This window comes from Arthrobacter bambusae (assembly GCF_030812595.1).
GTDB classification, from domain to species: Bacteria; Actinomycetota; Actinomycetes; order Actinomycetales; family Micrococcaceae; genus Arthrobacter; species Arthrobacter bambusae_B.
Genome location: NZ_JAUSSZ010000013.1, coordinates 1 through 26,107, shown reverse-complemented (window position 1 = coordinate 26,107; position 26,107 = coordinate 1). Strand labels below are relative to the sequence as shown.

The following is a 26,107-nucleotide window of genomic DNA, read 5'->3' as shown; positions in this document are numbered from 1 at the left end:
CTCATACGTGTAGTCCGCATTCTGTCTTGTCGGTCCCTGCCCAGCGGCCGGAGCGGGGGTCCGCTCCCGGGGCCACTTTCCTGGTGCAGGGCTGGCATCCGATGGACGGGTAGCCCTGGCTCAGGAGCGGGTTGACGGGAAGGATGTTGTCTTCGGAGTACTGGACCAACTGGTCAAAGCTCCAGTCGGCCATCGGGTTGACCTTGACCAGTCCGTTGGCCTCGTCCCACGTGATCAGCGGGGTGTTGGTCCGGGTGGGTGCCTCGTCGCGGCGCACACCGGTGAACCAGACTTCGTAGCCGGCGAGGGTCCTACGCAGCGGCGCGACCTTGCGAAGCGCGCAGCATTGCGCGGCATCGCGGGCGAACAGGTCCTTGCCAAGAAGGCGGTCCTGCTGCTCCACGGTGTTTTCCGGAAGGACGTCCACGATGTTCACCCGCAGGTTCGCGGCGACTTCGTCCCGCGTGGCGTAGGTTTCCGGGAAGTGGTAGCCGGTTTCCAGGAACAGGACGTCGACGCCGGGAAGCTGGTCCGCGACGAGTGCCGGCAGCACAGCGTCGGCCATGGAGCAGGCGACGGCCACGGTGGGCAATTCGAAGTTGCGGGCCACCCAAGCGATGACGTCGCGGGCCGGCGCGCTCCAGCCGAGCTCTGCGGCACCGGCTTCGGCCAAGGCCTTGAGTTCGTCGCGGGAACGGAGTTTGGTGGCAGACGTGGTCACTGGAGATCTCCTTCATCTGCGGAGTGTGCCCATTCGGCGAAGGTTTGGCCTTCGGCGCGCTCGGCCACGAACTTCCGGACCACCCGCTCCACATAATCGGGGAGGTCTTCGACGTAAACCTTGAGGCCGCGCACGGTGCGTCCGAGGCCTGCTTCTTCGCGGTTGGACGAAGCCAGCCCGCCGCCCAGGTGAACCTGGAATCCCGGGGTGGGATCGCCGTCGGGCGTTGGCAGCATCATGCCCTTGAGTCCGATGTCGGCGGTCTGGATGCGCGCGCAGGAGTTGGGGCAGCCGTTGATGTGCAGCGACAGTGCCTGGGGCAACTGGCCGCTGTCAGCGAGGTCTGCCAGGCGGCGTTCCAGTTCGGCGACGGCGGTGGCTGCCGTGACCTTGGTTTCCACGATGGCGAGCTTGCAGAACTCGATGCCGGTGCAGGCGATGGTGCCGCGACGGAACACGGACGGGCGGGCGGAGAGGCCCAGGGTGTCCAGTTCGGCCACCAGCGGTTCCACGTGTTCCTTGGCGACGTCCAGCACGACGATCTTCTGGTGCGGCGTAGTGCGCAGGCGCTGCGAACCGTGGGCTTCCAGCGTGTCCGCGAGCTTCACGAGCTGACTGCCGGAGAGCCGACCGGCCAAGGGCGTGGCGCCAATGAAGAACTTGCCGTCCTTCTGCTCGTGGATGCCCACGTGGTCGCCCGGCGTCGCGGGCTTGGGGGCGGCGGGGCCGTCAGCCAGCTTGTAGCCGAGGTATTCGTCCTCAAGGATCCGGCGGAACTTCTCGGGACCCCAGTCGGCCAGGAGGAACTTCAAGCGGGCCTTGGTGCGCATGCGGCGGTAACCGTAGTCGCGGAAGATACTGGTGACGCCGAGCCACACCTCGGCCGCTTCCCCGGGCTTCACGAACGCGCCGAGCCGCTTGCCCAGCATGGGGTTGGTGGACAGCGCGCCACCAACCCAGAGGTCATAGCCGATCCCGAGTTCGGGGTGGACCACGCCCACAAAGGCGCAGTCGTTGATCTCGTGGACCACGTCCTGTGAGGGGTGGCCGGTGATGGCGGTCTTGTACTTGCGCGGCAGGTTGGCGAGCTCGGCGTCGCCGATGAAACGCTCCGCGATTTCATTGATCAGCGGCGTGGGATCGATGATCTCGTCCTTGGCAATACCCGCAACCGGGGAGCCCAGGATGACACGCGGGACGTCGCCGCAAGCCTCGGTGGTGGACAGGCCGACCGCTTCGAGGCGGCGCCAGATTTCCGGCACGTCCTCCACGCGGATCCAATGCAGCTGGATGTTCTGGCGGTCGGTCAGGTCGGCGCTGCCGCGGGCGAAGTCCACGGAGATCTGGCCGATGACGCGCAGCTGTTCGGTGGTGAGCGCACCGCCGTCGATCCTCACGCGGAGCATGAAGTACTTGTCCTCGAGCTCGTGCGGCTCAAGCGTGGCGGTCTTGCCGCCGTCGATACCGGGCTTGCGCTGGGTGTACAGGCCCCACCAGCGGAAGCGGCCGTGCAGGTCCGTGCCATCGATCGAGTCGAAGCCGTGCTTGGAGTAGACAGACTCGATACGCTCACGGACGTTCAGCCCGTTGTCTTCCTGCTTCCAGGTCTCGTTGGCGTTCAGCGGCGCAGTGCCGTCGACTTTCCACTGGCCGTGGGGTTTCGCGGCAGGACGGGCGGTGCGGGCCGGGCGCTTGGAGGCAACCTCGTCCGTAGACGCTCCGGCTAGAGCTGTATCAGTCATGCATCGACTGTAGGGCTGGCCAGATTTCTCCAACAACGATGCAGAAACGAAGAGTCACCTAGGGAAATATTTCGTCACGAACCGCCGTCGGGCCTTGTTCGCCCGGCCGGGCTGTGCATCGTAAATCCCGCTCAGGAGGCGGCGGCAACCACCGCGTCGTAGCGTTCCAAGGCGATCTCCGCGAGCACCGGCGAGGGCAAAAGCGGTGCCGTAACAATGTCGGCCCCGGCCTTCGCCAGCTGATCGTGGAAGTAGCCCGTGGCCAACAGGTAGGAAGCCACGACGACCCTGCCCGCTGCCCCGTTTTCCACTTCCGCGAGTTCCGCGCGCAAGGCCGCGACGCCGTCGGGCACCTTCGGCTCGGCGCTGGCGCCATAGGCGACGCGCACGGGATTGGGCAGCAGTTCGGCGAGCTGGCGCGCCTGCTCTTCCGAATCGACGGAACCGTCCGGCAGCGATGAGCCCGCGGCGGCAAGCAGGACGCCGTCGTCGTCGCCCAGGCCCGAGTCGCGCAACCGCGCGGCAAGCAGCTCCGCAAGCCTCGGGTCCGGGCCCAGCGGAGGCGCCGCGGACACCTCCGGGCGGGACTTGATCGCCTTGGGAATGTCCACCTTGACGTGGTAGCCGGTGCTGAGCAGCAAGGGAACGACGACGGCGGCCGTGCCTTCGGGGAGGCCTGCCACCACGCCGCCCAACTCGGGTTCCTGGACGTCCACGTAGGCCTCGACGACCGTCAGTCCGGGCCGCAAGGCCTCAATCTCGGCCATGACCTGGCGGATAGCGGCCTGCCCTTGGACGTTCCGGGTTCCGTGGGCGCACGCGATCAAGACGGGGCTGTTCATGCGTGCAAGCGTAACGTTGGGCAGGATGATCGCTCGTCTGTGAACGAAGAATGGAGTTGCATTTGTTCACTTTTGACCTTGCGCTGGTATGGCTGGATCTGGCCGGCGTCTTCTTTTTCGCCGTGTCCGGGTCCTTGCTCGCGGCCAAGAAGCAGTTCGACATCATCGGCTCGCTCCTCTTGGCTTCGCTCGTCGGACTGGGCGGCGGCGTCATCCGCGACATCGTCATCAATGCCGGACCCCCTGCGGCGTTCACCAACCCGGTATACCTGGTGCCGCCCGTGTTGGCCGCAGTACTGGTGTACTTCTTGTTTTCGAGCATCCAGCGCTTCACGTCCCTCTTGACCCTGTTCGACGCCGGCGGGCTGGCTTTGTTCTGCATTACGGGCACGCTCAAGGCACTGGCCGCCGGCCTGAACCCGGTGGCCGCGATCCTCCTGGGCGTCACCACGGCCGTGGGCGGCGGCTTGCTCCGCGACATCACGGCCAACGAAATTCCCACCCTGTTCAATGCACGGGACCTGTACGCCCTGCCGGCCTTCACGGGAGCCGCCCTGACGGCCTTGCTCTGGACCATCGGCGCCTTCAACGGTGTGACAGCAGGCGTCATTGCCGCTTGGGTTTTCGCCTTCCGGGTGGTGGCTTGGCGCTGGGGTTGGCGGGTGCCTCTCGCGGTCCGGGGATGGCACCGCGCCGGGGTCTCCGCGGGCGCAGAATCACGTGGCCGCGATTAGCTAGGATGGGAGCATGACTGACATGTTCCTCGAGAAGTTCCGCGCGCTTGTACCGAAGTATCTCGAGGACGAATGGCAGGAAGAAGACGGGCTGTCCGCCTCCGAGCTGGACGAGGCCTTGAGTGCCCACTCGTTCACCATCCCCATGGTGCTGCGCGAGTTCTACCTCGCACTCGGTGGCTGCGAGGACCTCATGGAGGCCTACCACTACTTTTGGGACCCCGAAGAGCTCGAAGTGGACGACGAGGGATTCCTCATGTTCCTGGAGGACGAGGAAGAGCAGTTCACCTGGGGCTTCCGCGTAGGGGACCTCGGTGTCCCCGATCCCATCGTGTGGCGCCGCAACAACGCCCGCGGCCAGTGGAAATCCGAGGAAGGCACGTTCTCCGAGTTCGTCTTCGACATGTTCGACTGGGCCTTCAGCGACGAGGACTAGGTTGGCCTGCGGGCGCGGGCCGGAGCTTCCTCCCCACCTTTGGGCCGAAGTTGGCTCGTCTCTCCCTAGATCCCGGGGCTAGCCATGTTCCGGCCAAGCCAAACCCGGGGAGTTTCAGCGACCCCGGCGACGCAGAACCTGGAGAACCTCGGCAAGCACGGCTTCCCGCTTATACACAATCTGCGAATAGTCGTACCTCAGGACCAGAAAGCCCTTCACTGTTCCAGCGTTGTTGCGTCGTCTGTCCTTCTTGACCTGCCGCGGCTGTAGGTGGCTCTCCCCGTCCACCTCCACAATTAGTCTTCCCTCCAGCAGGAAGTCCACAATGCCGATTCCGGGCAATTCGACCTGCGTCTCTGTACGGATTCCGGCCTGCCGGAAAAGTATTCGTGCCACGACCTCGATCGGGGAATCCGCAGAACCGTCCACCAGAGTGAGCACTTTTCGGGCGGCCCCGTTCCGGTTGCCGGGCAACCTGTCACTGAGGTAATCAAGGTTCGTCCGGCCTTGGAGGAGTGCACTCTCCACCATGATGGCCGACTCGATCTCAGGCAGGCACCGGAGCGAATGCAGCAGCGTGTCCGTCAGGCTGGCCACGGGAAGGATGTGCCGGGACTCCACGAGCGACTCGCGGTGGACCACAAAATCCTGGGCGTTGCCGTGCTTGCAGAGCAAATGGAGGGTCCGCGGTTCATGCAGTACCCAAATGCCATGATGCCGGGCCCCGGATGCGCACGTGAGCAGCCCGTTAGCGCTGAGCGCCGCGACGATGTCCTCATGGGCGACGGGCAACGCCAGCACACCCCAGCGGCGCCGCACGATCTTGCCACCAGCAACGGCTGTTCGGATGGCACGGTCGGAGAAACCGGCCTGCTTCACGGTGGCCGTTCTCGCAGCAGAGCCCGCGTATTCCAGGAAGCCAACGAGGTCCATGAGGCCAGTCCAACAGCAGGGCGTTGGCGCTGGAAGGCCAAGGTTTCGCTATGTGGACAACCGCCCCGCGCTCAAACTCCCCGGCTTTGAGCTAGCTCCAGTGATTCCGATCACGAGAATCCAGGCCCCTCGGTTCCCGTGAACCATCAAAGGTGGGGAATTTACGTCGCGAATTTCCCCGAAAAACCTTTTGACCGGGAAAGTTGCACCCGTGACAAAGTTGTCATATGCTGTAACCGGATTCACTAAATGCCTCCGGTGAGTCTGATGCGAACGGAGATTATGGTCCCGGTTCGTTGCAGCGCGTGACTCGTAGCGTTGCAAGGAACCGGGGCCATTGCATTTAAGCCCACCCGCCCACCTGACAGACAGTTGCGGCTTCGAAACGGGCACCCCGGAAAACAGCGCCCCTTGGCCACCCCGCTAGCTGGCGCGCTCCACGACGGCGTGGGCGAAGTTTGTCAGCGATTCCTTGACCACGCCTTCGGGCAACGGCTTGAGGGCTTCGATGGCTTCAGCGGACCACTGGCGCGCAATCACCCAGGATTCGGCGGTGACGGGGTGCTCGCGCAGCCCGGCGACGGCAGCGGCCAAGGCTTCATCGGAGGACAGATCGCCGTCCACCAGCTTCAAGAGTTCGACGGCGGATCGGTCGCCATTGTTGGCGGCCTTGCGGAGCAGGAGCACGGGCAGCGTGGGAACGCCTTCGCGGAGGTCCGTTCCCGGGGACTTGCCGGACTTGACCTTCACGCCAGTGACATCGATGACGTCGTCGGCCAGTTGGAAGGCCACGCCAACCTTCTCGCCGTATTCAACAAGCACGTCTTCGAAGGCTTCGTCGGCGCCGGCAAAGATCGCACCGAGTTGGCCCGAGGCAGCAACCAGGGAGCCGGTCTTGTCGGCGATGACAGAGAGGTAATGCTCCACGGCATCCTCGCCTTCACCCGGGCCCACAGTTTCGTGCAGCTGGCCAAGACACAAGCGCTCGAAGGTGCGGGCCTGGATTCCCAAGGCCCGCGAACCAAGCTCGGACACCAGGATCGAGGCGCGCGCGAAGATCAAGTCACCCGTGAGGATGGCCACCGAGTTGCCCCAGACTTCATGGGCCGTGGGGGCGCCGCGGCGGAAGGGCGCCGAGTCCATCACGTCGTCATGATACAGGGTTGCAAGGTGGGTCAGTTCAACCACGACGGCGGCCTGCACCACTTCGGGACGGGACGCGTCGCCGAGGTGGGCGCAGAGGAGGGTCAAGAGAGGGCGGATGCGCTTGCCGCCGGCTTCCACCAAGTGACGCGACGTTGCGTCAGCCAGGGGGTCCGAGTTGGCAATTGCTTCGCGGAGCTTCTTTTCCACGCGGGCAAGGTTGGTGGTGATGGCAGGGCCAAGCTCCACGTCCTTGGCGATGGCGGCAAAACCGGCAGGAAGCTGCAGGCCGGTGGCGATCGCGGTAGTGGTGGGGGCGGGTTCGACAGTGTCCGGCAGGCCGTGCCCGGCGTGCGTCCAACTGTGGTCGGCAGAGTGAGTCACGGGTTAACCCTAACTTTTCGCAGAGGAAAGCGTTGATTCGGCGCCCACGCGGGTGGAAACGCTAGGCGTGGTGTTGGACGTGGCCGGGACCAGCATCTCAAGGACGCGGATCACACGGTCCTCGAAACCCTTGGCGGACGGATCGGTGAGGTTGGCGAGCATCCGAACCACAAAGCGCATGAGCACAGGGATGGGCATGCCCGTTCGCAGCGCGAGCTTCATGACGGCGGGCTTGCCGATGAGGGCTGCGAACATGCGCCCCAACGTGAAGTGCGAACCCCACTGGTCCCGCACATAGTCCGCGTAGCGCGACAGGTGCGCGTCGGCGGCTCTGGAAGCCTCCGTCCCGGATCCCCACCCCGCCGAACGCGCGCGGACGGACGCATCAACAAGGAACTCGGCCGCAAAGCGGGCGGACTCCATGGCATAGGAAATGCCCTCGCCGTTGAACGGTGAAACCATGCCTCCGGCGTCGCCCAGGAGCATGAGCCCCGGCGAGTAGTGCGGGGTGCGGTTGAAGCCCATCGGCAGGGCGGCGCCGCGGATCTCCCCCACCTGGTTTTCAGGTGTGAAGCCCCATTCGGAAGGCATGCCGGCAGTCCATTCGCGCAGGACCTGTTTGTAGTCGAGCTTGCCGAATTCCTTGGACGAATTCAGGATCCCGAGGCCGACGTTGGACGTACCGTCACCGACGCCGAAAACCCACCCGTAACCGGGCAGCGGCTTGCCGGACTTGCCCGGGAGCTCAAGCCAGCCTTCCATCCAGTCGTCCTCGTGCCGGGGCGAGGTGAAGTAGGTGCGGACGGCGACGCCGAGCGGGCGGTCGTCGCGCTTGTGCATACCGAGCGATACGGCTGTGCGGGTTGAGTTGCCGTCTGCGGCTAGTACGACGTCGGCGTGGAAGTCGCGCGTTTCGCCCGTCTTGCGTCCGGACTCGTCGAGCAAAGCGGCGCGCGCGCCGATCACTCGTCCGGCGTCGTCGCGCAGGGCTTCGGTGACGCTGTGGCGTTCAAGCACGACGGCGCCCGCCGACTGGGCGTGGCGGGCCAACTCCTCGTCGAATCCGAGGCGTGTGCGGATGAGGCCGTAGCTGGGGAAATCGGCGACCTCGGGCCACGGCAATTCAATGGTCCGGCCGCCGGCGATGAGCCTGAGTCCCTTGTTGCGGCGCCACCCCTCGTCCTCGGGGTGCGGGAGGCCGAGCTTCTGGATTTCGCGGACCGCGCGGGGGGTGAGGCCGTCGCCGCAGACCTTCTCGCGCGGGAAGCTGGTCTTTTCCAGCACCGTCACGGAAATACCCGCCTGGGCAAGGTAGTACGCGGCGGTGGACCCGGCTGGCCCCGCGCCGACTATGAGTACGTTCACAGCATCCTTGTATATGGGCCGATTAGCTGGACTTATCGCCGGTTTGGCGGCGCGGCTTGATCTGGCGGCGGAGCTTGGCCACGGGAACGCTTTCGCGGTGCTCGGCGCCCGGCTTCTGGGCCCGGTGTACCGCCACGATGCCGCCGCTCAGGTTGCGGTAGTTGACATCGGTCCAGCCGGCTTCCTGGAGCCACGCGGCCAAGTGGTCCTGGTCCGGCCAAGCGCGGATGGACTCGGCGAGGTAGACGTAGGCGTCAGGGTTCGAGGAAACCTTGGTTGCGATGGCGGGCAGTGCGCGCATGAGGTATTCGGTATACATGGTCCGCCAGAGGGGCACTACCGGGGCCGAAAATTCGGCAATGACCAGTCGTCCGCCCGGCTTGGTGACGCGGAACATCTCCTCGAGGGCCTTATGCGGTTCGTTGACGTTGCGCAGGCCGAAGGAAATCGTGCAGGCGTCAAAGGAAGCGTCGGCGAAGGGCAGCTTGGTGGCGTCTCCGGCAACGAAGTTGATATCCGGGCGGCGGCGCTTGCCAACCTTCAGCATCCCCAACGAGAAGTCGCAGGCCACGACGTCCACTCCGGCGTCGGCGTACGGTTCACTGGAGGTGCCCGTGCCGGCAGCGAGATCCAGGACCCTTTGTCCTACCCGAACATCCATCGCATCCACAACGACGCGGCGCCAACGCCGGGTCTGCCCCATGGACAGGACATCGTTGACGACATCGTATTTGGGGGCGACATCGTCAAACATCGTCGCAACTTCGTCCGGACGCTTTTCCAAGGATGCTCGGTTCACCCTGCAATTGTCTCAGACAAATATGGGAAGAACTTTCGTGGCACTCCGGCCCGCGCGGCTCCGCGTGTCCGCGGGAGTAATGTTGTTCCATCATGACGAGTACGCTCCGCACCTTGACAGTCCCCCTCGATGTTGATTCATCCTCCGGGGGGCTGCCGTCATTTCTGGTCCGGGACGATGTCCTCTGCTGGTCCCGCCGCGAGGACGGCCTGGTGGGTTTCGGCGAACTCGCGCGATTCACTGCGTCCGGGCCGGATCGCTTTCTCGAGGCCGACATCTGGTGGCGCCATCTTGTCATCGAGGCCGACGTCACGGACCCCCTGGAGATCCCGGGCAGCGGACCTGTGGCCTTTGGCTCCTTCGCCTTCTCTAAGGCATCCGCCTTTGACTCGCGCCTGATCCTTCCGGAGATCGTTGTCGGGATCCGCGATGGGCAGTCATGGCTCACCCAGTTGACTCTCGACGACGTCGAACTCACTGAGGCGGGCGCACTCGCTGCCCTCGCGGGCTGGCTCAGCCCAGCGGCCGGTGCGGGTCCCGCAGCGGGAGGTTCCGACGTCGGGCGCGCTTCCTTTGTCGGCGACGGGAAGGTCACGCTGCAGAGCGGTTCGCTGAGCGAGACCGCTTGGAAGCAGGCCGTGGCCGACGGCGTGGCGGAAATCCGGACCGGAAAGCTCGAAAAGCTGGTCCTCGCGCGCGACGTCGTGGCGACGCTGCCCGACGGCGTCAACGCCGCCAAGGTGCTCCGGCAGTTGGCCCGCCGTTACCGGGAATGCTGGACCTACGGCGTCGACGGTTTGGTGGGTGCGACGCCGGAGATGCTCATCCAGGTGGAGGGCCGTACAGCGCAGGCGCGGGTGCTGGCCGGGACGCTGGACCGTCGCGATGCCGAGGGCATGGACGGCTCGCCGATGGACTACGCCGAGCGGGTGCTTGCCGGTTCCGAGAAGCAGCGGCATGAGCACGAGATCGCCATCCAATCGCTGACCACGCAGCTTGCGCCCTTCTCCGAGGCAATGAACGCGCACAGCGAACCCTTTATCTTGGAGCTGCCCAATGTGTGGCACCTGGCCTCTGATGTTAAGGCCGAACTCGCCGACATTGAGGGACATGTCCCTACGTGCCTGGCTTTGATCAACGCCCTCCACCCCACGGCCGCCGTGTGCGGAACGCCTACGTTGATTGCAGGGGAACTGATCCGGGAACTTGAGCGGATGGACCGGGGACCGTACGCCGGGCCGGTTGGGTGGCTCGACGCCGCGGGCAATGGCGAATGGGGAATCGCGCTGCGTGGTGCGGTCATCGAGGGCCCCACTTCCGTGCGCCTGTATGCGGGCTGCGGGATCGTTGAGGGTTCGGTTCCCGAGGCCGAATTGGCCGAGACCTGGGCCAAATTCCGGCCGATGCTCGAGTCTCTGGGGATCAGCAACTAACCATCCAAATCCGCGGATTCCGTCAGGAACCTGCCCGCGCGGATGTCTGGGCTTCCAGACAATAGCCCCATTGGGGGGCTTGATTTTTTGCTTGGTAGGTTATCCAATAGTAAAACTTAGTTTTCTGTGACGCACATCTCATATTGAGCGTTACACTATGAACCGATTAGTTTCGCATCCACTGCAACAAAAGGTATGAAAATGCAGAAATTCCGTTCGCTTCCGGTCAATTCGACGCTCAAGGCCGCAACCATCATCGCAATCGGCGCCTTGGCACTGACCGCCTGCACCAACGCCTCGGAGGCAGGACCGTCGAGTGCCGCTTCGCCTTCCGGCAGTGCCAATGCAAGCTTTGACCCCACCACCATCCAAAAGGACGACACCCTCGCTGGAATGGTGCCAGCGGCCATCAAGTCCAAGGGAACGCTGACCATAGGCTCGGACACGACCTACGCGCCGGCCGAGTTCCTCGGACCGGACGGACAGACTCCGGTTGGATACGACGTCGACCTTGCCAAGGCAATCGGCGCCACGTTGGGCCTCAAGGTCCAGGTGCAGACGGCCGAATTCACGGGCATCCTTCCGGCCCTCGGACCCAAGTACGATCTCGGCATTTCATCCTTCACGATCAACCCTGAGCGTCTCGGCGCCGTCAACATGGTCAGCTACTTCAACGCCGGCACCGCTTGGGCCGTCCAGAAGGGCAACCCGAAGAAGTTCTCCCTGGACGACGTCTGTGGCAAGTCCATCGGCGTGCAGACCGGAACCGTCCAGGAAGACCCGGACCTCTCCGGCCGCAACAAGAAGTGCGTCGCTGACGGCAAGCAGCCGATCAACATCGTCACCCTGAAGAACCAGACCGACGTCACCACCAGGCTCGTCAACGGCAGCATCGACGCGATGGCAGCCGACTCCCCCATCATCGGTTACGCACTGACCCAGACCAATGGCCAGCTTGAGAAGTTCGGCGACGTGTACGACGCCGCTCCCCAGGGCATCGCCGTTGCCAAGTCGGACACCGCCCTCGCCGATGTCATCCAGAAGACGCTGACCAAGCTCATGTCTGACGGTTCCTACAAGAAGATCCTCACGGCCTGGGGCAACGCCGAAGGCGCCATCACCAAGGCTGAGGTCAACCCGGCGGTCAAGTCTTGAGTATTCCCGCCACCGATAACAAATCAGGTGCACAGATGGATCATCATCAAGCAGGCCACGCAGCGCCGGTGCTGAACGATGCGGTACCGGTCAGGCATCCTGGCCGTTGGATCAGCGCAATCATCATCGCTGGCGTACTAGCACTGATGGTGCAGAGCGTGATCACGAACCCCAACTTCCGTTGGGACGTTGTGGGCACCTACATCCTGGACGTGAAAGTCGTCCAGGGCGTCGGCTGGACGTTGCTCCTGACTGTGGCTTCGATGGTGATTGCGATCGTCCTAGCCATCCTGCTGGCCGTCATGCGCCAGTCCGACAACCCGGTTCTCCGCTACACCTCCTGGGTATGGGTCTGGTTCTTCCGCGGAACCCCGGTCTACACCCAGTTGGTCTTCTGGGGCCTGATCGCCGTCCTCTACCCCAAAATCAGCGCAGGGGTACCATTCGGCCCGGAACTGTTCAGCGTCGACACGAGCACAGTCATAACGGCTCTTGTTGCGGCAATCCTGGGGCTTGGCCTCAACGAATCGGCCTACTTGGCGGAAATCTTCCGGGCCGGCCTGAAGTCAGTGGACAAGGGACAGACCGAAGCCGCCGAGGCCCTGGGCATGGGCAAAGGCAAGATCATGTGGCGGATCATCCTGCCCCAGGCCATGCGCATCATTGTCCCGCCTACCGGCAACGAAACGATCGGCATGCTCAAGACCACGTCGCTGGTCCTGGCAGTCCCGTTCACCCTCGACCTGACGTTCGCGACCAACGCCTTGGCAAACCGGATCTACCTTCCGGTTCCGCTCCTGATCGTGGCAGCCATCTGGTACCTGGTCATCACAAGCCTGCTCATGGTGGGCCAGCACTATATCGAGGCTTACTACGGCAAGGGCGTGGACACCAACCAGGCTCCCGTCATCAACCCGGCGGCCGCCAAGGCAGCTGCGGCGGTTGCTCCGAGCGCCGAAGCTGAGCCTGCGCTGAAGATGGACTTCCCCGAGGAGGAGGCAAAATGACCGTCACCACACAGAAACCGCTGGTGCGGATCGAAGGCCTTCACAAGTACTACGGCCAACACCATGTGCTCCGCGGCATCGACCTCACTGTCAATCAAGGCGAGGTATCCGTTGTCATCGGGCCGTCCGGTTCCGGCAAGTCCACGATGCTCCGCTGCGTCAACCTGTTGGAAACCATCAGTGCCGGCCGGATCTCGGTGGGTGGCCAGCTGATCGGCTACCGCGAGGTCAACGGCCGCCTGCACGACCTGAAGACGAAGGAAATCGCCGCGCAACGCCGGGAAATCGGCATGGTCTTCCAGCGCTTCAACCTGTTCCCGCACAAGACCGCGCTGTACAACGTCATGGAAGCTCCCGTGCAGGTCAAGGGAAAATCCAAGAGCGCAGCCAAGAAGTCCGCCCTCGAATTGTTGGACCGGGTGGGCTTGGCCGACCGTGCCAACCATTACCCGGCACAGCTTTCCGGTGGCCAGCAGCAACGCGTTGCGATCGCCCGGGCCTTGGCCATGGAACCGGAGCTGATGCTCTTCGACGAGCCCACTTCCGCCCTTGACCCCGAACTCGTGGGCGATGTGCTCAACGTGATGAAGGACCTGGCCAAGTCGGGTATGACCATGATCGTGGTGACCCACGAGATCGGCTTTGCGCGCGAAGTCGGCGACACCCTGACCTTCATGGACGGCGGTGTGGTGGTGGAATCCGGTGACCCCCGGGAAATCATCGCCAACCCGCAGCACGCCCGCACCAAGGAGTTCCTCAGCCGCGTGCTGTAATTCAGGCTGGCGACGCGCAAACGGCCGAGCGACAAGCAAACGGACGGGCGATACCTAAATCCAGGTGTCGCCCGTCCGTTTGCGTGTCACGGGGTGCTTTGCGCGTCCTGCCGAAGCTCGACGACGGCGAGGGACCCCGGCCTCGGCCAGAATACGCTCCAGCCGACCAGGACTGTTGAGTTCGTCCCAGACCCAGCGAGCAACACCCCTGCCGGTGGCCCGAATCCTGTCCTCCCTCTGTTTTTCCGCGACAACGACCTCTGAGGGTGTCCGGCCTTTGAGGTATTCCGGCTTCATATACTTCTCGTAGCCATCGAATTCGCCCACAACCCGGGTCTCTTCCCAGTAGAAATCGGTGAAGGCTACCCTGCCGCTGGCGTTCCTGACCTCGTATTGCAGCACGGGAGCGGCGAAGCCCGCCACATGCAGCAGACCGCGGCTATAGGACTCCCCCGGAGACCCGGACAATTGATCGGCGAAATCCACCACGGCCCTGATACGACGCGCCGCTGCCTGTGAGTATCTCCCATCCACACCGGCCAACAATTCAGCCTTCGATGCCGACGCAGTGCCCCGCGCCGCGTCCGGCTTGAGGACATGGTCCAGCGGCACCACGGCCTCCGCGAACGGGACGGTCGCGGCGATATCCAGGGCCGTGCGAATCCGGCTCGTCACGAGAAGGCCCTCGCACTCTTCCGCTTCTTGGAGCTCGTTTGGCACGAAATGTCGCCGCACGCCCGCCCTGGATCGTCCGCCGCCGGAGAAGGATGTCAGTGCATGGACGGGCTGCCGCCTCAGGATGACTGGGATCCCGAGCATTGTGGCAGCTGAGTGATGAGAGAAGGTGGTTGGCACGGCAAACGACTCCGCGGCAGCTTCGATCCGGAGCCGGTACTGTTGCCACGGTTTCGCACTGTTCCATTGCGCGGCTTGAACGTACACGCCATGCCGGATGCGGATAAGGTTCCCCGAGCGCGCCTGTGCGGACAATGCCCGGGTAGTCAGACCGATCCTGGACAGGTCTTTCGCTAGAATCAGCCGCGGGAATGTGCTCATTCCTCCACGATCCCAGCGCAATCTGGAATTGGGCGAGCCCATTTCTACCGTATGTGGACAACACTGGGGACGCGCTTGCGGACCGGGGCTACACCTCCGGACAGGCGACGCCCAAATACAGGTGTCCTCGTGCCATTTGCGCGTCGTCAGGCCTCTTGGGTGTCGAGCACCTGCGACACCGCCGACGCCACTGCCGCCTTGATGCGCGCGTGCAAGGGACGCAATCCTGTCCGGTCGGTGCGGACTTCCACGATGGTGCGGCCCTTCAGGGGCGCGGCAAGCGCGGTGGCGAGCTCCGCCGTCGTACGCACGAGGGTGTGCCCGACGCCGTACGCCGCGGCCAGCGAGGCAATGTCCACGTTGTGCGGTGTGCCGAAGAGGCGTTCGACGGCGGTGCCGTAGCCGCCGTCGTCCTCTACCTTGCCGTGCTCGAGGAGGCCGAAGATGCCTCCGCCGGCGTCGTTGAGGACCACGATGCGCAGGTCCGGGCCGGGTTCGCCTGCTCCGAGGAGGAGGCCGCCGGCGTCGTGCAGGAAGGTGACATCGCCTACGAGGAGGGTGGTCTCGCGGCCTGCTCCGAGGGCAATGCCCGTAGCCGTGGAGATCGTGCCGTCGATGCCGGCGAGGCCGCGGTTCGCGAAAACCGTGGCCAACGGTTCGGGGCTGGGCTGCCCGGCGAGGTCGACGTCGCGGATACCGTTGGAGGAGCCCAGCACCAGTTGCCCGCGGGCATGCTTCCACACGATGGCTCCCACCGCGGGACCACTGGCTGGCTGTTCCGCGTCGAGCACGCCGTCGAGTGCGTGTTGGGCCGCTGCCCCGGCCAGTAGCCAGGCGTCGAGCCACTCAGCCGAGCCACGGCCAGCGAACCCGGCCAACTCCGCCAGGGAGTCGAAGCGTTCCTCACGACGCCGGCCGTGTTCGTACCAGGCCACCGGAACCGGCTCGTACATGGCGGCGGGCAGGTCGTTGCGGGCCAGCAAAGCGGCGACCGGACGGGAGAGGGTAGGCCGTCCGAAGACCACGACCCGCTCGATCGGCTGCGCAGACCCGTGCCCGAAGTTTTCCAGCATGAGGCGGTACGGCCCCACGGCGTTGGGCCCGAAGCGGGCATTGGATGAGGGCTCGGCCAGCAACGGAAGTCCGTGGGCGCGGGCGAAAGCCTCAGCGACCGGACCGGCGTCGTGCCCGGCCAAAACCACTGTCCGCCGTTCAGTGAGTCCGGCGGGAGCAAGGGGCATGCTCAGCGGCTGGGGACCGGAGTCGTAGTGGAAAACTCCGTGGCCCTTGGTGTTGGGCAGCGCTTCGCCCGGTTCCGGAACCAGTGGCTCGCGGAACGCCAGATTGAGCTGCACCGGCCCGGGAGGCATGTCTTCGAGGGCGCCCGTTGCAGCGTAGAGGGCAGTCTCGACGGCCCTCTGCGGATCGCTGCCAGCGGCGATGTCGACGGCGAAACGAACGTGTTCGCCGAAGAGATCCAGCTGGATGGTGGTCTGGTTGGCGCCGGTACCGTGGAGTTCCGCGGGTCGGTCGGCCGAAAGGACCACGAGGGGCACTGCGGCGTGGTTGGCTTCCATGACAGCCGGCAAGAGATTCCCGACGGCGGTGCCCGAGGTGGTGAGGACGGCCGCGGGTGCGCCGGTGGAGAGGGCGAGGCCAAGGGCCGTGAACCCGGCGGAACGTTCGTCAATCCGGACGAGGAGGCGGACGCTCCCCGCCGCTTCGGCCTCAGCCAGGGCGTACGCCATCGGCGCCGAGCGCGAACCCGGAGAGACCACCACATGCCGCACACCGCCGTCGAGCAGCGCCTTCACGGCGATCCGGGCAGCGGCGAGAGAGCTCAGGGAGCCTTGCGAAGTCACCGCACCAGTCTATTAGCGGCGCTTCCCTCCCGACGCCCGCTCACTTATGCGCCCCAAATCCCGAACGCCCGCTCACTCTCTTGAAGAGAGTGAGCGGGCGTCGGTGGAAGCGTTAGCCGTCCTTGCGGAACACCTGCACTATCGACGGTCGCGGGGCGCGGACCTGGCCTGCGGCCGGGGCGGCTCCGGCGCCCACATAGTCCGGGAAGAAGGAATGGGGCGTGTCGAACGTCCCTTCCTCGCCCGGGTGCTGCACGGCGACGAACACGGTCCGCTCGTCGTCGTTGATTATCGGTCCACACGTCTCGGCGTCTCGCGGCACGGCGAGGAATTGCTCAACCTTGCCGCGTTCGCTGCCGCTCAGGGTGACCTTGAAGAGGCCGTCCGCGTACCCGATGGACGACGGCGCGCCGTCGGTCGCGATCCACATGTAGCCGGCCGAGTCGAACGCCACGTTGTCCGGGCAGGAAATGGGCGAGACCTTGTCGGCCGGGAAGCCTGCGAAGTATGTGGAGGAGTTCTTGGCGGGATCTCCACAAACCATCAGGAGGGTCCAGTTGAAACGCTTGGACGCCTGGTCGCCGGTTTCCGTGATTTCCACGATGTGGCCGTCCCGGTTGAGCGTGCGTGGGTTGACCTCGGTGGCGCCTTCCTTGCCGGGCTTGCCGCGGTCCGAGTTGTTGGTGCAGACCACGTAGACCTTGCCGGTCGCCAAGTTCGGCTGGACGTCTTCGCAACGATCCATCTTGGTGGGGCCCACCTTGTCGGCCGCGAGGCGCGTGTACACAAGGACCTCAGGAACGGACATGCCCGGAACAGCGGAAGCACCGTCCACCACCAACGGCAGCCATTCACCGGAGCCGTCGAACGCGCCGTCGGACGGGAGTTTCCCGCTCCCGTCGATTTCGGCCGCGGGAGAGTCGCCCGTGAACTTGGCGACATAAAGGTCTCCCTCGGAGAGGAGGGTCAGGTTGTTCCGACGGGCCGCGGCAGAGTCCCCGGCCATGTATTTGCCCTTTGAGACGAACTTGTAGAGGTAGTCGAAGCGCTCGTCGTCGCCCATGTAAGCCACCACGTGGCCCGAGGCTGCAACAATCACGTTGGCGCCCTCGTGCTTGAAGCGGCCCATGGCGGAGTGCTTCTTGGGTGTGGAGGAAGGGTCGAACGGGTCGACCTCCACGATCCAGCCGAAACGGTTGGCCTCGTTGGCGTACCCGGCGTTGTTGGTGTTGAAACGCGCTTCATCCAGTTCCCACTGACGGGCCGTTGGCTTTTTCGACAGGCCGTAGCGCTTATCGGCCGCCGAGGTGCCGGGAGCCACGAAGTAGCCATTGAAGTTTTCCTCGCCGGAGAGGATGGTCCCCCACGGGGTGGTGCCGCCGGAGCAGTTGCCCAGGGTGCCCTTGATGGCCCGGCCGGAAGGATCGTCGATGGTCTTGACGAGGTTCGTGCCCGCTGCGGGACCGGTGAGCTCGTACGTGGTGCCGGTCAGGAAGCGGCGGTTGAGCGGCGCTCCCTTGACGTAATTCCACGGTTTGTTCTTGTTCTTGCGCTCGAGTTCAACAACCGTGAGTCCGTGTGCGGCACGCCCGATCGCGCGCGCCTCGGCAGCCGCCAAAGTGGCCGGGAACATGATGTTCTCGTTGGTGTACTCATGGTTGGTGAAGAGCACGGCACGGCGGTCCTTGGAATCCGGGATGGGGAGGATATCCGTGTAGTCGTTGTTATAGCCGAACTGTCGGGCCTGCGCCGCTGCGGTCTGGCTGTTGAGCTCGAAGGCCGGTGAGTCGGAAAAGAGCGGATCGCCCCAACGGATGATCGGCTGCCACGCGAACCCATCCGGCACGGTGAAGGCGTCAACCGTGTAGTCCACCGGCTTGATCGGCGTGAACTTGAGCTTGGCCTTATCGAAGCCCGCCTTTGCCGCCTCGGAAAGGCCGGCGCCCCCGGCTTCGGGGGAGCCTAGCCCGGCCATGACGACGGCGAGCGCACCGACGGCGCCAAAGCCCAGGGCGGCGCGGCGGGACACAGCTGCGGAAGCGATGTCGCGGAAATAGGCGTTGGAGCTCGTGTTGCAAACGTCGCCCGAACAGGCGTTGTCGCACTTCAGGGCGCACGTGACGGGGCTGCGCTTGCCCCTCGTATGGCCGAGCATGGGGAGCAAGCCAAACTTGCGCGCGGTTGATTCAGACATGGGAAATACCTCCGGGGATTGAGTGATTTCCCTACCCTCGCAGCGCTAACGGAATCCGAGAGGACACCCCGGCAAAATTCCGGTGAATTCCCAGCCTTTTCTCAGCAATTTATGTATCCAGGATGGCGTGCACGCGGCGGAGCCTGTCCAGCCACCAGTCGCGACGTTCAGCGGGAGCCGCGTACCTCTCCAGCAGCCCCTCGTCGGCCACGGCTTCGCGGAGGCGGATGGCGCCGTCGTCGGGGACTAACGGGTCCCCCGTGATGTCCGAGGCGAACAGCCGCACGGTCCCCAGCCCGCACGCGAACGGCAGCTCCGGCAGCGCGGCGGCGAGCGCTAGGCCCGCGCGGATCCCCACCGAGGTGTCCAGCGCCGAGCTCACGACGGCGGGAAGTCCGGCTTGCGCCACAATGTCCAATGCGCGCCGCACTCCCCCAAGCGGCGCGACCTTGACCACGATCAGGTCAGCCGCGCCGGCTCGGGCCACCTTGAGTGGATCGTCTTCCTTCCGCACGGATTCATCGGCGGCGATGAGCACGGGCGTTCCTTGCCTCGCGAGTTGTCGGCGGACTTCGGCGAGTCCCTCGATGTGCTGCACGGGCTGCTCGGCGTATTCGAGTCCGACGGCGGAGAGCCGCCCGAGTGCCTCGACCGCCTGGGTCACGTCCCAGCCTGCGTTCGCGTCCACGCGGATCGCGGCTTCCGGCAGGGCGTCCCGGACGGCGGTGACCCGCGCGACGTCGTCTGCCAGTTCCTGCCCGCGCTCGGCGACCTTGACCTTGACGGCGCCCACCCGGCCGAAGCGTTCCAGGACCTCGGGCACCCGGGCAGCGGGCACGGCGGGGACGGTGGCATTGACCGGGATGTTTTCCCTTAGCTGCGGCGGAAAACCCTGCCAGGCGGCCTCGACCGCGGCAGCGAGCCAGCGGGAAGCCTCGGCGTCTCCGTACTCGGGGAACGGACAAAACTCGCCCCACCCGACCGGGCCGCGAAACAGGAGGGTCTCGCGCTCAGTGATGCCCCGAAACTTGACCCGCATCGGCAGGCTGACCACTTTCGCGGTGGCAAGGAGCTCGTTGAGGGTGGGGAATGGCAGCATGGATTCACTGTAACGCGGGGCGTCGCGCCACAAGTGACCGGGCGTCCGGCAAGAACCCGCCGGAAGTGACCGGGCGTCCGGCTGGAACCCGGCGGAGCGAGCCACCCTCACACGAGTTAGGTACAATTCAGCAAGAAACCGAACCACAGCCGGAGGAGCCACATGCAGCGCAAGGCCACAGCACTCGACGTCGCCAAACGGGCGGGCGTCTCACGGAGTGCGGTGTCGCTGGTGCTCAATGGCCGCGGCGACGGCAACGTGGCCAAGGAAAGCCAGGACCGCATCCGGCAGGCCGCCGCGGATCTGAAGTACTCCCCCAACCCCATCGCCTTAAGCCTGCGGAACCAACGCACTCGCGTGATCGGCATCGTGTCGGATGAGGTAGTGGTGAGCCCGTTCGACGGCAACATTATCGGGGGCGCCGACGACGTCGCCCGCGCGCACGGCTTTGTCACCGTCGTCATGGACACAGAGCGCGACGCCTCCCGTGACGAAAGCGCCATTGAGACCCTGTTGGACCGGCAAGTGGACGGGCTGATGTACGTCACGGTGGGCCTGAAGCCGCTCGATGTGCCCCAAGGCATGCTTCGGGTTCCGTCCGTGTTGGCCAACTGTTTCGACAACAGCTCCGCCCCGCGACTGCGCCACGTGATCCCGGACGAGGTTACCGGTGGTCGGGAAGCCACCGAGCACTTGTTGCAACTGGGCCATCGCGACATCGCGTTCCTCGCCGGCGCCGCAACCTCCCCGGCTGTGCCCTTGCGTATCGTCGGGCATCGGGAAGCCATGGCAAAGGCAGCCATCCCGGTTCGCGAAGACCGCGTGTTCATGGCCGGTTGGGACATCAACGACGGTTTCCACGGCGCCATGGGACTCCTAACCGCCGCCGAACGGCCCACCGCCATTGTGTGCGCCAACGACCGTCTCGCCGTCGGCGTCGCCTTGGCTGCGGCACGGTTGGGCCTCGCCGTACCACGCGACCTTTCGATCATTGGATACGACGACGAGTCCCGCATCGCTGCCACCATGGTCCCTGCGCTCACCACCATGGCGCTACCGCTGCGGGAAATGGGCGCCGCAGCGATGGGCATGTTGCTGGAGCAGATTGAGGACCCGGCCCAGCGGCCGGCGTCGAGTGGCGCCGCCGGCGGCACGGCCGGACTGGAAACCATGGTTCCCTGCCGATTGGTGGTCCGGGAATCCACTGGCCCTGTACCCGCCCGCTAGACCCGACCACTTTTGGCCGGGCCGCCGTCGGGCAATCCGCGGAAACCCGGGGATCCTGGACGGTGGCGCCGGCCAAAAGAGGTCAAAAGTGGAAGGATTACGACGACGGCCTGCCGCCTAAGCGGGCAGCTTCAGTTCCCATACGTCCGCCTGGGCGCCTTCGGGAAGCTCGAGGCGCCATTCCTCACCCGGGGCGGGGTAGGCACGAAGTGTCGTGGCCACGGAACCCTTCCGGTAGACCTCCACCAAGGAGGCGTCTATGAAAATCCTCAGCTCCTCGCCCGCCTGCCCCGCAAAGACAACTTGCCGCTCCGCGCCTGAAGCCAGCACCAGCCGAACCTCGCCCGGGCCATCAACAGTCACGACGGCCTCGGCAAACCGCGGCAAACCAACAACGCCGGACGCCCCGGCCACAGCCAAGGAGCCCCGGTAGGCATCAATCTCCGGCGCCGGGGCAACCACCAATGCACCGTCCGTGACCGAGAGGAAGCGGGGGTGGGTTAGGACGCCCGCCCAGCCTGCGGCGTCGATCTCGTCCTGGGAACGGCCACGCCGGCCATCACGGCCCGGGCCTTCGTTGGACCATCCCCACAACAAGGCGCGCGGCCCCGACTCGTCCGCCTGCGAGGACGCAGAATCCAGCTGGACGATCTGTGGAGCATAGAAATCGCGGCCAAGATCGGACTTGCCGCCCGAACGCGGGACGAAGACCGGCAGTCCCGTGGATGGGTCCTCTTCCAGCGAGCCGATCAGATGGCCCACTCCGTTGGCGTGCTCGTGTTCGTCAGCTGAGAGCCACAGGGAGAACATCATGACCCAGGTTTCGCCGCCGTCGGAGGGCACGCCGTCGGAGGGCACACGCACCAACTGCGGGCACTCCCAGATTTCGGCGGGAGCGTGCGCGGCAGCCACCGGGTTTTCGCTGGTCAGCCAAATGCCTTGGTATTTCCAATCGGACATGTCCTCCACCGTGTACAGCAGCAAAGCAGCATGTCCATTGGCCAGCCCGGCGCCCTGCATGGCATAGCGCTTGCCGTTCAAGCGGAAGATGAAGGGGTCGCGCACAGCCGTGACCAGGCCATCGCCGGGCATGGAAGCGGCAATATGGCCGTCCTGTTCCCAAGTCACCAGGTCCGCGGAGCCCCGGGAAATCACCACTTGCGAGTGCCCGCCGCCGCTCCGCACGCCCGAGTACGCGGCGGTGGGCACACCGCCGTCGTCGGTCACCACGCCGGTCCAGCAGCCGAACTCATCCGGCCCGCCGTCCTGCGGGCGCAGCGCCACGGGGTGCTCATCCCAGTGGACCAGGTCCGGGGAGCTCACGTGGCCCCATTGGATCCGGTCGTGCCGTGCCGATTCCGGGTTGTACTGGAAGAACACGTGGTAGCGGCCGTTGACGTAGCTGACGCCGTTAGGGTCGTTGATCCAGCCTTGTGCCGGACGGGGGTGAAAACGCGGGAAAGCCGGGTCCGGGTGGGTGGCCGCCGCAACCAATGCGGGGGCGGTGGATATGACGTCCGTCATCGAAGTCCTTTCAAGGAAGTAGCGGATTATTTGCCAGTCCCGGCGGTGAGGCCGTCACGCAGGGCGCGCTGGCCGAACATAAACACCACCAGGGCGGGAATCATGGAAAGGATCACGCCCGCCAGCACCACGGAGATGCTGCCCGTGCCAAGGTTGCCTTGCAGCGACACCAGGCCCAGCGGGAGTGTGAAGTTCTGCTCGGAGATGGTCAGGATGAGGGGGCGGAAGAACTCGTTCCAGTGGTAGTTGAAGGCCAGGATGCCTACGATCGCCATGCCCGGCATCGCCAAGGGCGCGTACACGGAACGGAACGTGCGCCATGGTGAGGCCCCGTCGATCGCGGCGGCCTCCCCCAAATCACTTGGCAGGCCCAAGAAGTACTGCCGCATCAGGAAGGTACCGAACGCCGTCGGGATCGCCGGAAGGATCAGCGCGAGGAGCGTGTCGGACAAACCGATCCCACGGATCAGCATGAAGACCGGAACGATCGTCACCTGCGCCGGAACCATCATGGTGGCCAGCACAATCGAGAACAGTGCCCCGCGGCCCCGGAACTTGAGGTTCGCGAACGCGTAGCCGGCCAGCGCCGCCGTGAACATCTGCCCGACGGCGATCAGTCCCGTCACGAGTGCGCTGTTGAGGACCAGCAGCATGATGTTGAGCTGCTTGAAGACCTGGTCATACGACGAGAAGTCGGGGTTGAGCGGAAGGAACGACGGCGGCAGCTGGAACGATTCCGCCGGTGGCCGCAACGAAGTGGATAGGGTCCATAGCACCGGACCGAGGATGAGGACGGAGGCGATCAGGAGCAGCACGATTCGTCCCGCCATGCTCCAGTTCCGCTTCTTGCGGGGCGCGGGCCGCTGGGGAGCCACGCGGTCGACGACGGCGCGCTGGGTTGAGGTTGTAGTCATGGCGGGCCTTACTGGTAGAAGACGAATCGTTTGCTGAGCCGGAACTGGGCCGCGGTGATGGCCATGATGATCAGCGTGAGGATGACGCCGATCGCCGAGGCTTGGCCGAACTGAAGGCGCTGGAAAGCGGACTCGAAAATCACCATCACGGCGGTGCGCGTGGCGTCGCCGGGACCGCCCCGGGTGAGGACGTAGGGCTGGTCGAACACTTGCAGGGCGTTGATGATCGCCATCACCGACGCCACTAGCGTGGTGGGGCTCAGGAGCGGCAGGGTCACGTGGCGGTGTTTGCGCCAGCCTGTGGCGCCGTCGATCGATGCGGCCTCGTACGTTTCGGTCGGGATGGACGCCAGCCCACCGATGAACAGCAGGAACGAGAACCCGAAGTTCTGCCAAACATAGACGAGGATGACGACGGCGGCGGAACCGGCCGGCGTCGTCAGCCACGGGACGGCGGGGATGCCGACGAAAGACAAGAGCCAGTTGACCACGCCGAATTGTTCGTTGAACAGGTACCGCATGAAGATCGACACCGACGCGGCCGACAGGATCAGCGGGAAGAAAAAGGCGCTCCGGAAGAAGACGCGGAGCCACGCCGGGAGCTTCTCCTGCACCATGATCGCCAATGCCAATGCCAGGCCGAGCTGCAATGCCACGGCGACCACGACGAACAGGATGGTGTTCAGGAACGAGACACGGACCGTGGGATCCTGCACCACTTCGGCGAAGTTGTCGAACCCGACGAAACTCGGCGCCGAAATGATATCCCAGCGGAAGAACGCGAGGACCACCGACGCCACGATCGGCACGAGCGTGAACAGCCCCATGCCGAGGATGGTGGGGGCCAGGAACGCCCAAGGCAGCCAGCGCTGACGCTGTTTCCCGGTGGTTATCCGTTGGCCTCTTGTGCCGGTCTTGTTCCGGCGCGCGGTGGACATGCCCGTTGTTGCCGTGCTCATGCCTGCCTCCTCAAGGCGATCTCAAGGTCGCGTTGCATGGAGTCGAGGGCCTGCTTGAGCTGGTTCTCGTCGCCGCTGACGGCCAGGGATACGTTTTTCATCAATGCGGTCTCGACGGCGGCCTGCTGCGGCGGAGCCGGAATGGGACCTGTGGTGGGGTATTTGTCCAGGGTGTCGTAGAAGACTTTCCAGTGTTTGGGGCCCCGGCCGGCGTACAACTGCTCGTTGACCATCGAGCGGCGCGCCGGAGTGGTGTTCGGCGTCGGGAAGACCAAGCGCATGGCTTCGAGGCTGGAAGCAAACTTGAGCCACTCCCAGGCGGCGTCCTTGTCCTTTGCAGTTTTCATGATGGCGTAACCGGCAGTGCCGAACTGGTGCCGCTGGGTGCGCCAGCGCGGGAAGAACTGGACGTCGAAGCCGTCTTCCTTCATTCCGGCTTCGTGCAGGCCTTCCACCCAGTAGCCGCCGGCCGGGGTCATGCCGATCCTGTTGGAAGCGAACAGACCGACGAGTGAATTTCCGCCGCCTTCTTCGGGACGGACGCCCAGGCCATCCTTGACGAGGCCACGAAGATAGTCGAATGATTCGTACACCCGCGGGTCATCGGCATTGGGTTCAAGCCACTGGTAGCCCCCGGAACGCATTCCGCGTGAGGGATCCTGGGCATAGAAGCTGTCCCAGAGCCATTCGCCGCCACCGGACTTGGTCTCCTTGAGGAAGCTGGTGTCATTGGCGTAAAGCCACGGCACCACGCCGCCGAAGAGCCTGTTGGTCCAGTAGTACGGGGTAAAGTCCTGCGGCCTCGCTTTCCGCATGGCAGCCAAGGTGTTGCGGAAATCGACCTGGGTCCAGTTATCCGCGGGACGTTCGAGCCCGGCTTGCTGCAAGGCCGAGGTGTTGTAGTACATGTTGGCTGCGTTCCAGTCGATCGGAAGCTGGAACAGACTGCCTTTGTACATGAACGCTTCCACGAGGCTCGGGTGGACGTCCGCGAAATACTCCTTCATGTCCGCGGCATCGCGGCGAAGATACTCGTCCAAGGGGTGCGCCAGTTTCTCGGCAAAGAGCTGCGCGCCCTCGGTTGCTACGTAGACCACATCCGGGGGCGTTCCCGCCGCCACCATCGTGAGGATCTTGGTAAAGAAGTCCTTCCAGTCCGCGGCCTGGATGGCCTGGACCTTGACCTTGATTTCCGGGTGCACCTTCGCAAACGCATCAATGACTCTCTGGCGGGCGGCCGCGTCCGCTGCGGTTCCCAAGATGGCGATGCTGAGGCTGTTGTCCCCGCGGCCCGGGATGTCCATGCCTGTCAACCGTGGCCACGACGCCACCGTTGCACCGACAATTCCCGCACCCAAGGCACCCAGGGCTGTCCTGCGTGAGATCTCACGCAGCTTCCCGTTGTTTCCTGGCATGTCCTAATCCTTCCTAACACGTGTTAGGTAGCGTAAATCCATCACCTAACACGTGTCAAGCGTCACATTCGTGTTACGGCTCCCTCACCCCTCCCCGACGCCCGGTCACTTACCGCACCCAAACCCCGACCCCCGGCCACCTACCGCACCCACCCGCCAAACCCCCGGCCACCTACCGCACCCAAACCCCAAACCCCCGGCCACCTACCGCACCCAAACCCCAAACCCCCGGCCACCTACCGCACCCAAACCCCAAACCCCCGGCCACCTACCGCACCCAAACCCCAAACCCCCGGGGAGTGTCGGAATAACGGTGGATCCGGGGTTGGCCTGACACGCCGGGGCTTTGCCTGGCGGGAAGGACTGATCATGAGCGACACCATGGATTCC

22 protein-coding genes are annotated in these 26,107 nt (G+C 64.8%); 7 read left to right on the top strand and 15 right to left on the bottom strand.

Annotated elements, in window-relative coordinates; all coding sequences use genetic code 11:
• Position 1 precedes the first annotated feature (1 nt).
• The 3 genes from J2S96_RS15960 to J2S96_RS15950 all read right to left on the bottom strand — a co-directional run bounded on the left by J2S96_RS15960 (position 2) and on the right by J2S96_RS15950 (position 3,305).
• Positions 2-721 carry a phosphoadenylyl-sulfate reductase gene (locus J2S96_RS15960; RefSeq protein ID WP_306865595.1) on the bottom strand — a complete coding sequence of 240 codons (720 nt, stop codon included), beginning with the start codon at positions 719-721 and terminating at the stop codon, positions 2-4.
• Complete coding sequence (locus tag J2S96_RS15955) at positions 718-2,463, bottom strand: nitrite/sulfite reductase (protein ID WP_306865594.1); 1,746 nt, start codon at positions 2,461-2,463, stop codon at positions 718-720. Before J2S96_RS15955 ends, J2S96_RS15960 begins: the two co-directional genes overlap by 4 nt.
• A gap of 131 nt (positions 2,464-2,594) precedes the next feature.
• Positions 2,595-3,305, bottom strand: a complete 711-nt coding sequence (locus J2S96_RS15950; protein ID WP_306865592.1) for a sirohydrochlorin chelatase — start codon at positions 3,303-3,305, stop codon at positions 2,595-2,597.
• Between the two features lie 62 nt (positions 3,306-3,367).
• Here J2S96_RS15950 and J2S96_RS15945 point away from each other — a divergent pair, with 62 nt between their 5' ends.
• Together J2S96_RS15945 and J2S96_RS15940 are read left to right on the top strand one after the other, a co-directional pair.
• The gene (locus tag J2S96_RS15945; RefSeq protein ID WP_306865590.1) at positions 3,368-4,039 is read left to right on the top strand and encodes a trimeric intracellular cation channel family protein; all 672 of its coding nucleotides are present in this window, start codon (positions 3,368-3,370) and stop codon (positions 4,037-4,039) included.
• Positions 4,040-4,052: 13 nt separating this feature from the next.
• The gene (locus tag J2S96_RS15940; protein WP_078107983.1) at positions 4,053-4,475 is read left to right on the top strand and encodes a hypothetical protein; all 423 of its coding nucleotides are present in this window, start codon (positions 4,053-4,055) and stop codon (positions 4,473-4,475) included.
• 114 nt (positions 4,476-4,589) lie between these two features.
• Here the strand turns inward: J2S96_RS15940 and J2S96_RS15935 are convergent, their stop codons facing one another.
• The 4 genes from J2S96_RS15935 to J2S96_RS15920 form a co-directional block, all read right to left on the bottom strand.
• Complete coding sequence (locus J2S96_RS15935) at positions 4,590-5,408, bottom strand: endonuclease domain-containing protein (protein WP_306865586.1); 819 nt, start codon at positions 5,406-5,408, stop codon at positions 4,590-4,592.
• A 423-nt stretch (positions 5,409-5,831) separates the two neighbouring features.
• Entirely contained in the window at positions 5,832-6,935 is a 1,104-nt protein-coding gene (locus J2S96_RS15930; RefSeq protein WP_306865584.1) for a polyprenyl synthetase family protein, read from the bottom strand.
• 9 nt (positions 6,936-6,944) lie between these two features.
• On the bottom strand, positions 6,945-8,300 hold the full coding sequence (locus tag J2S96_RS15925) for a geranylgeranyl reductase family protein (RefSeq protein WP_306865582.1): 1,356 nt from the start codon (positions 8,298-8,300) through the stop codon (positions 6,945-6,947).
• A gap of 22 nt (positions 8,301-8,322) precedes the next feature.
• A complete protein-coding gene (locus J2S96_RS15920) occupies positions 8,323-9,099 on the bottom strand; it encodes a demethylmenaquinone methyltransferase (protein ID WP_306865580.1) in 777 nt (258 codons plus the stop codon).
• Positions 9,100-9,191: 92 nt separating this feature from the next.
• Between J2S96_RS15920 and J2S96_RS15915 the strand changes: the two genes are divergently transcribed.
• The 4 genes from J2S96_RS15915 to J2S96_RS15900 all read left to right on the top strand — a co-directional run bounded on the left by J2S96_RS15915 (position 9,192) and on the right by J2S96_RS15900 (position 13,467).
• Positions 9,192-10,532 carry an isochorismate synthase gene (locus tag J2S96_RS15915; protein ID WP_306865578.1) on the top strand — a complete coding sequence of 447 codons (1,341 nt, stop codon included), beginning with the start codon at positions 9,192-9,194 and terminating at the stop codon, positions 10,530-10,532.
• A gap of 201 nt (positions 10,533-10,733) precedes the next feature.
• Positions 10,734-11,687, top strand: coding sequence for an ABC transporter substrate-binding protein (locus J2S96_RS15910; protein WP_306865577.1), 954 nt, complete (start codon positions 10,734-10,736; stop codon positions 11,685-11,687).
• 35 nt (positions 11,688-11,722) lie between these two features.
• Positions 11,723-12,694: an amino acid ABC transporter permease gene (locus J2S96_RS15905; protein WP_306865575.1), complete on the top strand. Its 972-nt coding sequence runs from the start codon at positions 11,723-11,725 to the stop codon at positions 12,692-12,694.
• Positions 12,691-13,467, top strand: a complete 777-nt coding sequence (locus J2S96_RS15900; RefSeq protein WP_306865573.1) for an amino acid ABC transporter ATP-binding protein — start codon at positions 12,691-12,693, stop codon at positions 13,465-13,467. The genes J2S96_RS15905 and J2S96_RS15900 overlap by 4 nt, the downstream gene beginning before the upstream one ends.
• A 54-nt stretch (positions 13,468-13,521) precedes the next feature.
• On the opposite strand, the gene J2S96_RS15895 is transcribed toward J2S96_RS15900, so the two are convergent.
• The 4 genes from J2S96_RS15895 to J2S96_RS15880 form a co-directional block, all read right to left on the bottom strand.
• A complete protein-coding gene (locus J2S96_RS15895) occupies positions 13,522-14,523 on the bottom strand; it encodes a type IV toxin-antitoxin system AbiEi family antitoxin domain-containing protein (RefSeq protein ID WP_306865571.1) in 1,002 nt (333 codons plus the stop codon).
• Positions 14,524-14,669: 146 nt separating this feature from the next.
• Complete coding sequence (menD, locus tag J2S96_RS15890; RefSeq protein WP_306865568.1) at positions 14,670-16,385, bottom strand: 2-succinyl-5-enolpyruvyl-6-hydroxy-3-cyclohexene-1-carboxylic-acid synthase; 1,716 nt, start codon at positions 16,383-16,385, stop codon at positions 14,670-14,672.
• 112 nt (positions 16,386-16,497) lie between these two features.
• Positions 16,498-18,579, bottom strand: a complete 2,082-nt coding sequence (locus J2S96_RS15885) for a PhoX family protein (protein WP_306865566.1) — start codon at positions 18,577-18,579, stop codon at positions 16,498-16,500.
• A gap of 109 nt (positions 18,580-18,688) precedes the next feature.
• Positions 18,689-19,678 (bottom strand): o-succinylbenzoate synthase, encoded by a 990-nt coding sequence (locus J2S96_RS15880; RefSeq protein WP_306865564.1) that lies wholly within the window; start codon positions 19,676-19,678, stop codon positions 18,689-18,691.
• 162 nt (positions 19,679-19,840) lie between these two features.
• Between J2S96_RS15880 and J2S96_RS15875 the strand changes: the two genes are divergently transcribed.
• Complete coding sequence (locus J2S96_RS15875) at positions 19,841-20,905, top strand: LacI family DNA-binding transcriptional regulator (protein ID WP_306865563.1); 1,065 nt, start codon at positions 19,841-19,843, stop codon at positions 20,903-20,905.
• Positions 20,906-21,022: 117 nt separating this feature from the next.
• Here J2S96_RS15875 and J2S96_RS15870 read toward each other — a convergent pair whose 3' ends face one another.
• From J2S96_RS15870 to J2S96_RS15855, 4 genes are all read right to left on the bottom strand, one after another.
• A complete protein-coding gene (locus J2S96_RS15870; RefSeq protein ID WP_306865561.1) occupies positions 21,023-22,429 on the bottom strand; it encodes a glycoside hydrolase family 32 protein in 1,407 nt (468 codons plus the stop codon).
• Between the two features lie 26 nt (positions 22,430-22,455).
• Positions 22,456-23,259, bottom strand: coding sequence for a carbohydrate ABC transporter permease (locus tag J2S96_RS15865; RefSeq protein WP_234749201.1), 804 nt, complete (start codon positions 23,257-23,259; stop codon positions 22,456-22,458).
• A gap of 92 nt (positions 23,260-23,351) precedes the next feature.
• Positions 23,352-24,302, bottom strand: a complete 951-nt coding sequence (locus J2S96_RS15860; RefSeq protein WP_370873139.1) for a carbohydrate ABC transporter permease — start codon at positions 24,300-24,302, stop codon at positions 23,352-23,354.
• The gene (locus tag J2S96_RS15855; RefSeq protein ID WP_306865559.1) at positions 24,299-25,717 is read right to left on the bottom strand and encodes an extracellular solute-binding protein; all 1,419 of its coding nucleotides are present in this window, start codon (positions 25,715-25,717) and stop codon (positions 24,299-24,301) included. The genes J2S96_RS15860 and J2S96_RS15855 overlap by 4 nt, the downstream gene beginning before the upstream one ends.
• Between the last annotated feature and the right edge of the window lie 390 nt (positions 25,718-26,107).

Bases quoted from the DNA above. Each gene is read 5' to 3' on its own strand.
- J2S96_RS15955 (WP_306865594.1), bottom strand. From the start codon at position 2,463: ATGACTGATACAGCTCTAGCCGGAGCGTCTACGGACGAGGTTGCCTCC.
- J2S96_RS15950 (WP_306865592.1), bottom strand. From the start codon at position 3,305: ATGAACAGCCCCGTCTTGATCGCGTGCGCCCACGGAACCCGGAACGTC.
- J2S96_RS15940 (WP_078107983.1), top strand. From the start codon at position 4,053: ATGACTGACATGTTCCTCGAGAAGTTCCGCGCGCTTGTACCGAAGTAT.
- J2S96_RS15935 (WP_306865586.1), bottom strand. From the start codon at position 5,408: ATGGACCTCGTTGGCTTCCTGGAATACGCGGGCTCTGCTGCGAGAACG.
- J2S96_RS15915 (WP_306865578.1), top strand. From the start codon at position 9,192: ATGACGAGTACGCTCCGCACCTTGACAGTCCCCCTCGATGTTGATTCA.
- J2S96_RS15910 (WP_306865577.1), top strand. From the start codon at position 10,734: ATGCAGAAATTCCGTTCGCTTCCGGTCAATTCGACGCTCAAGGCCGCA.
- J2S96_RS15905 (WP_306865575.1), top strand. From the start codon at position 11,723: ATGGATCATCATCAAGCAGGCCACGCAGCGCCGGTGCTGAACGATGCG.
- J2S96_RS15900 (WP_306865573.1), top strand. From the start codon at position 12,691: ATGACCGTCACCACACAGAAACCGCTGGTGCGGATCGAAGGCCTTCAC.
- J2S96_RS15895 (WP_306865571.1), bottom strand. From the start codon at position 14,523: ATGAGCACATTCCCGCGGCTGATTCTAGCGAAAGACCTGTCCAGGATC.
- J2S96_RS15885 (WP_306865566.1), bottom strand. From the start codon at position 18,579: ATGTCTGAATCAACCGCGCGCAAGTTTGGCTTGCTCCCCATGCTCGGC.
- J2S96_RS15880 (WP_306865564.1), bottom strand. From the start codon at position 19,678: ATGCTGCCATTCCCCACCCTCAACGAGCTCCTTGCCACCGCGAAAGTG.
- J2S96_RS15875 (WP_306865563.1), top strand. From the start codon at position 19,841: ATGCAGCGCAAGGCCACAGCACTCGACGTCGCCAAACGGGCGGGCGTC.
- J2S96_RS15870 (WP_306865561.1), bottom strand. From the start codon at position 22,429: ATGACGGACGTCATATCCACCGCCCCCGCATTGGTTGCGGCGGCCACC.
- J2S96_RS15865 (WP_234749201.1), bottom strand. From the start codon at position 23,259: ATGGCGGGACGAATCGTGCTGCTCCTGATCGCCTCCGTCCTCATCCTC.
- J2S96_RS15860 (WP_370873139.1), bottom strand. From the start codon at position 24,302: ATGAGCACGGCAACAACGGGCATGTCCACCGCGCGCCGGAACAAGACC.
- J2S96_RS15855 (WP_306865559.1), bottom strand. From the start codon at position 25,717: ATGCCAGGAAACAACGGGAAGCTGCGTGAGATCTCACGCAGGACAGCC.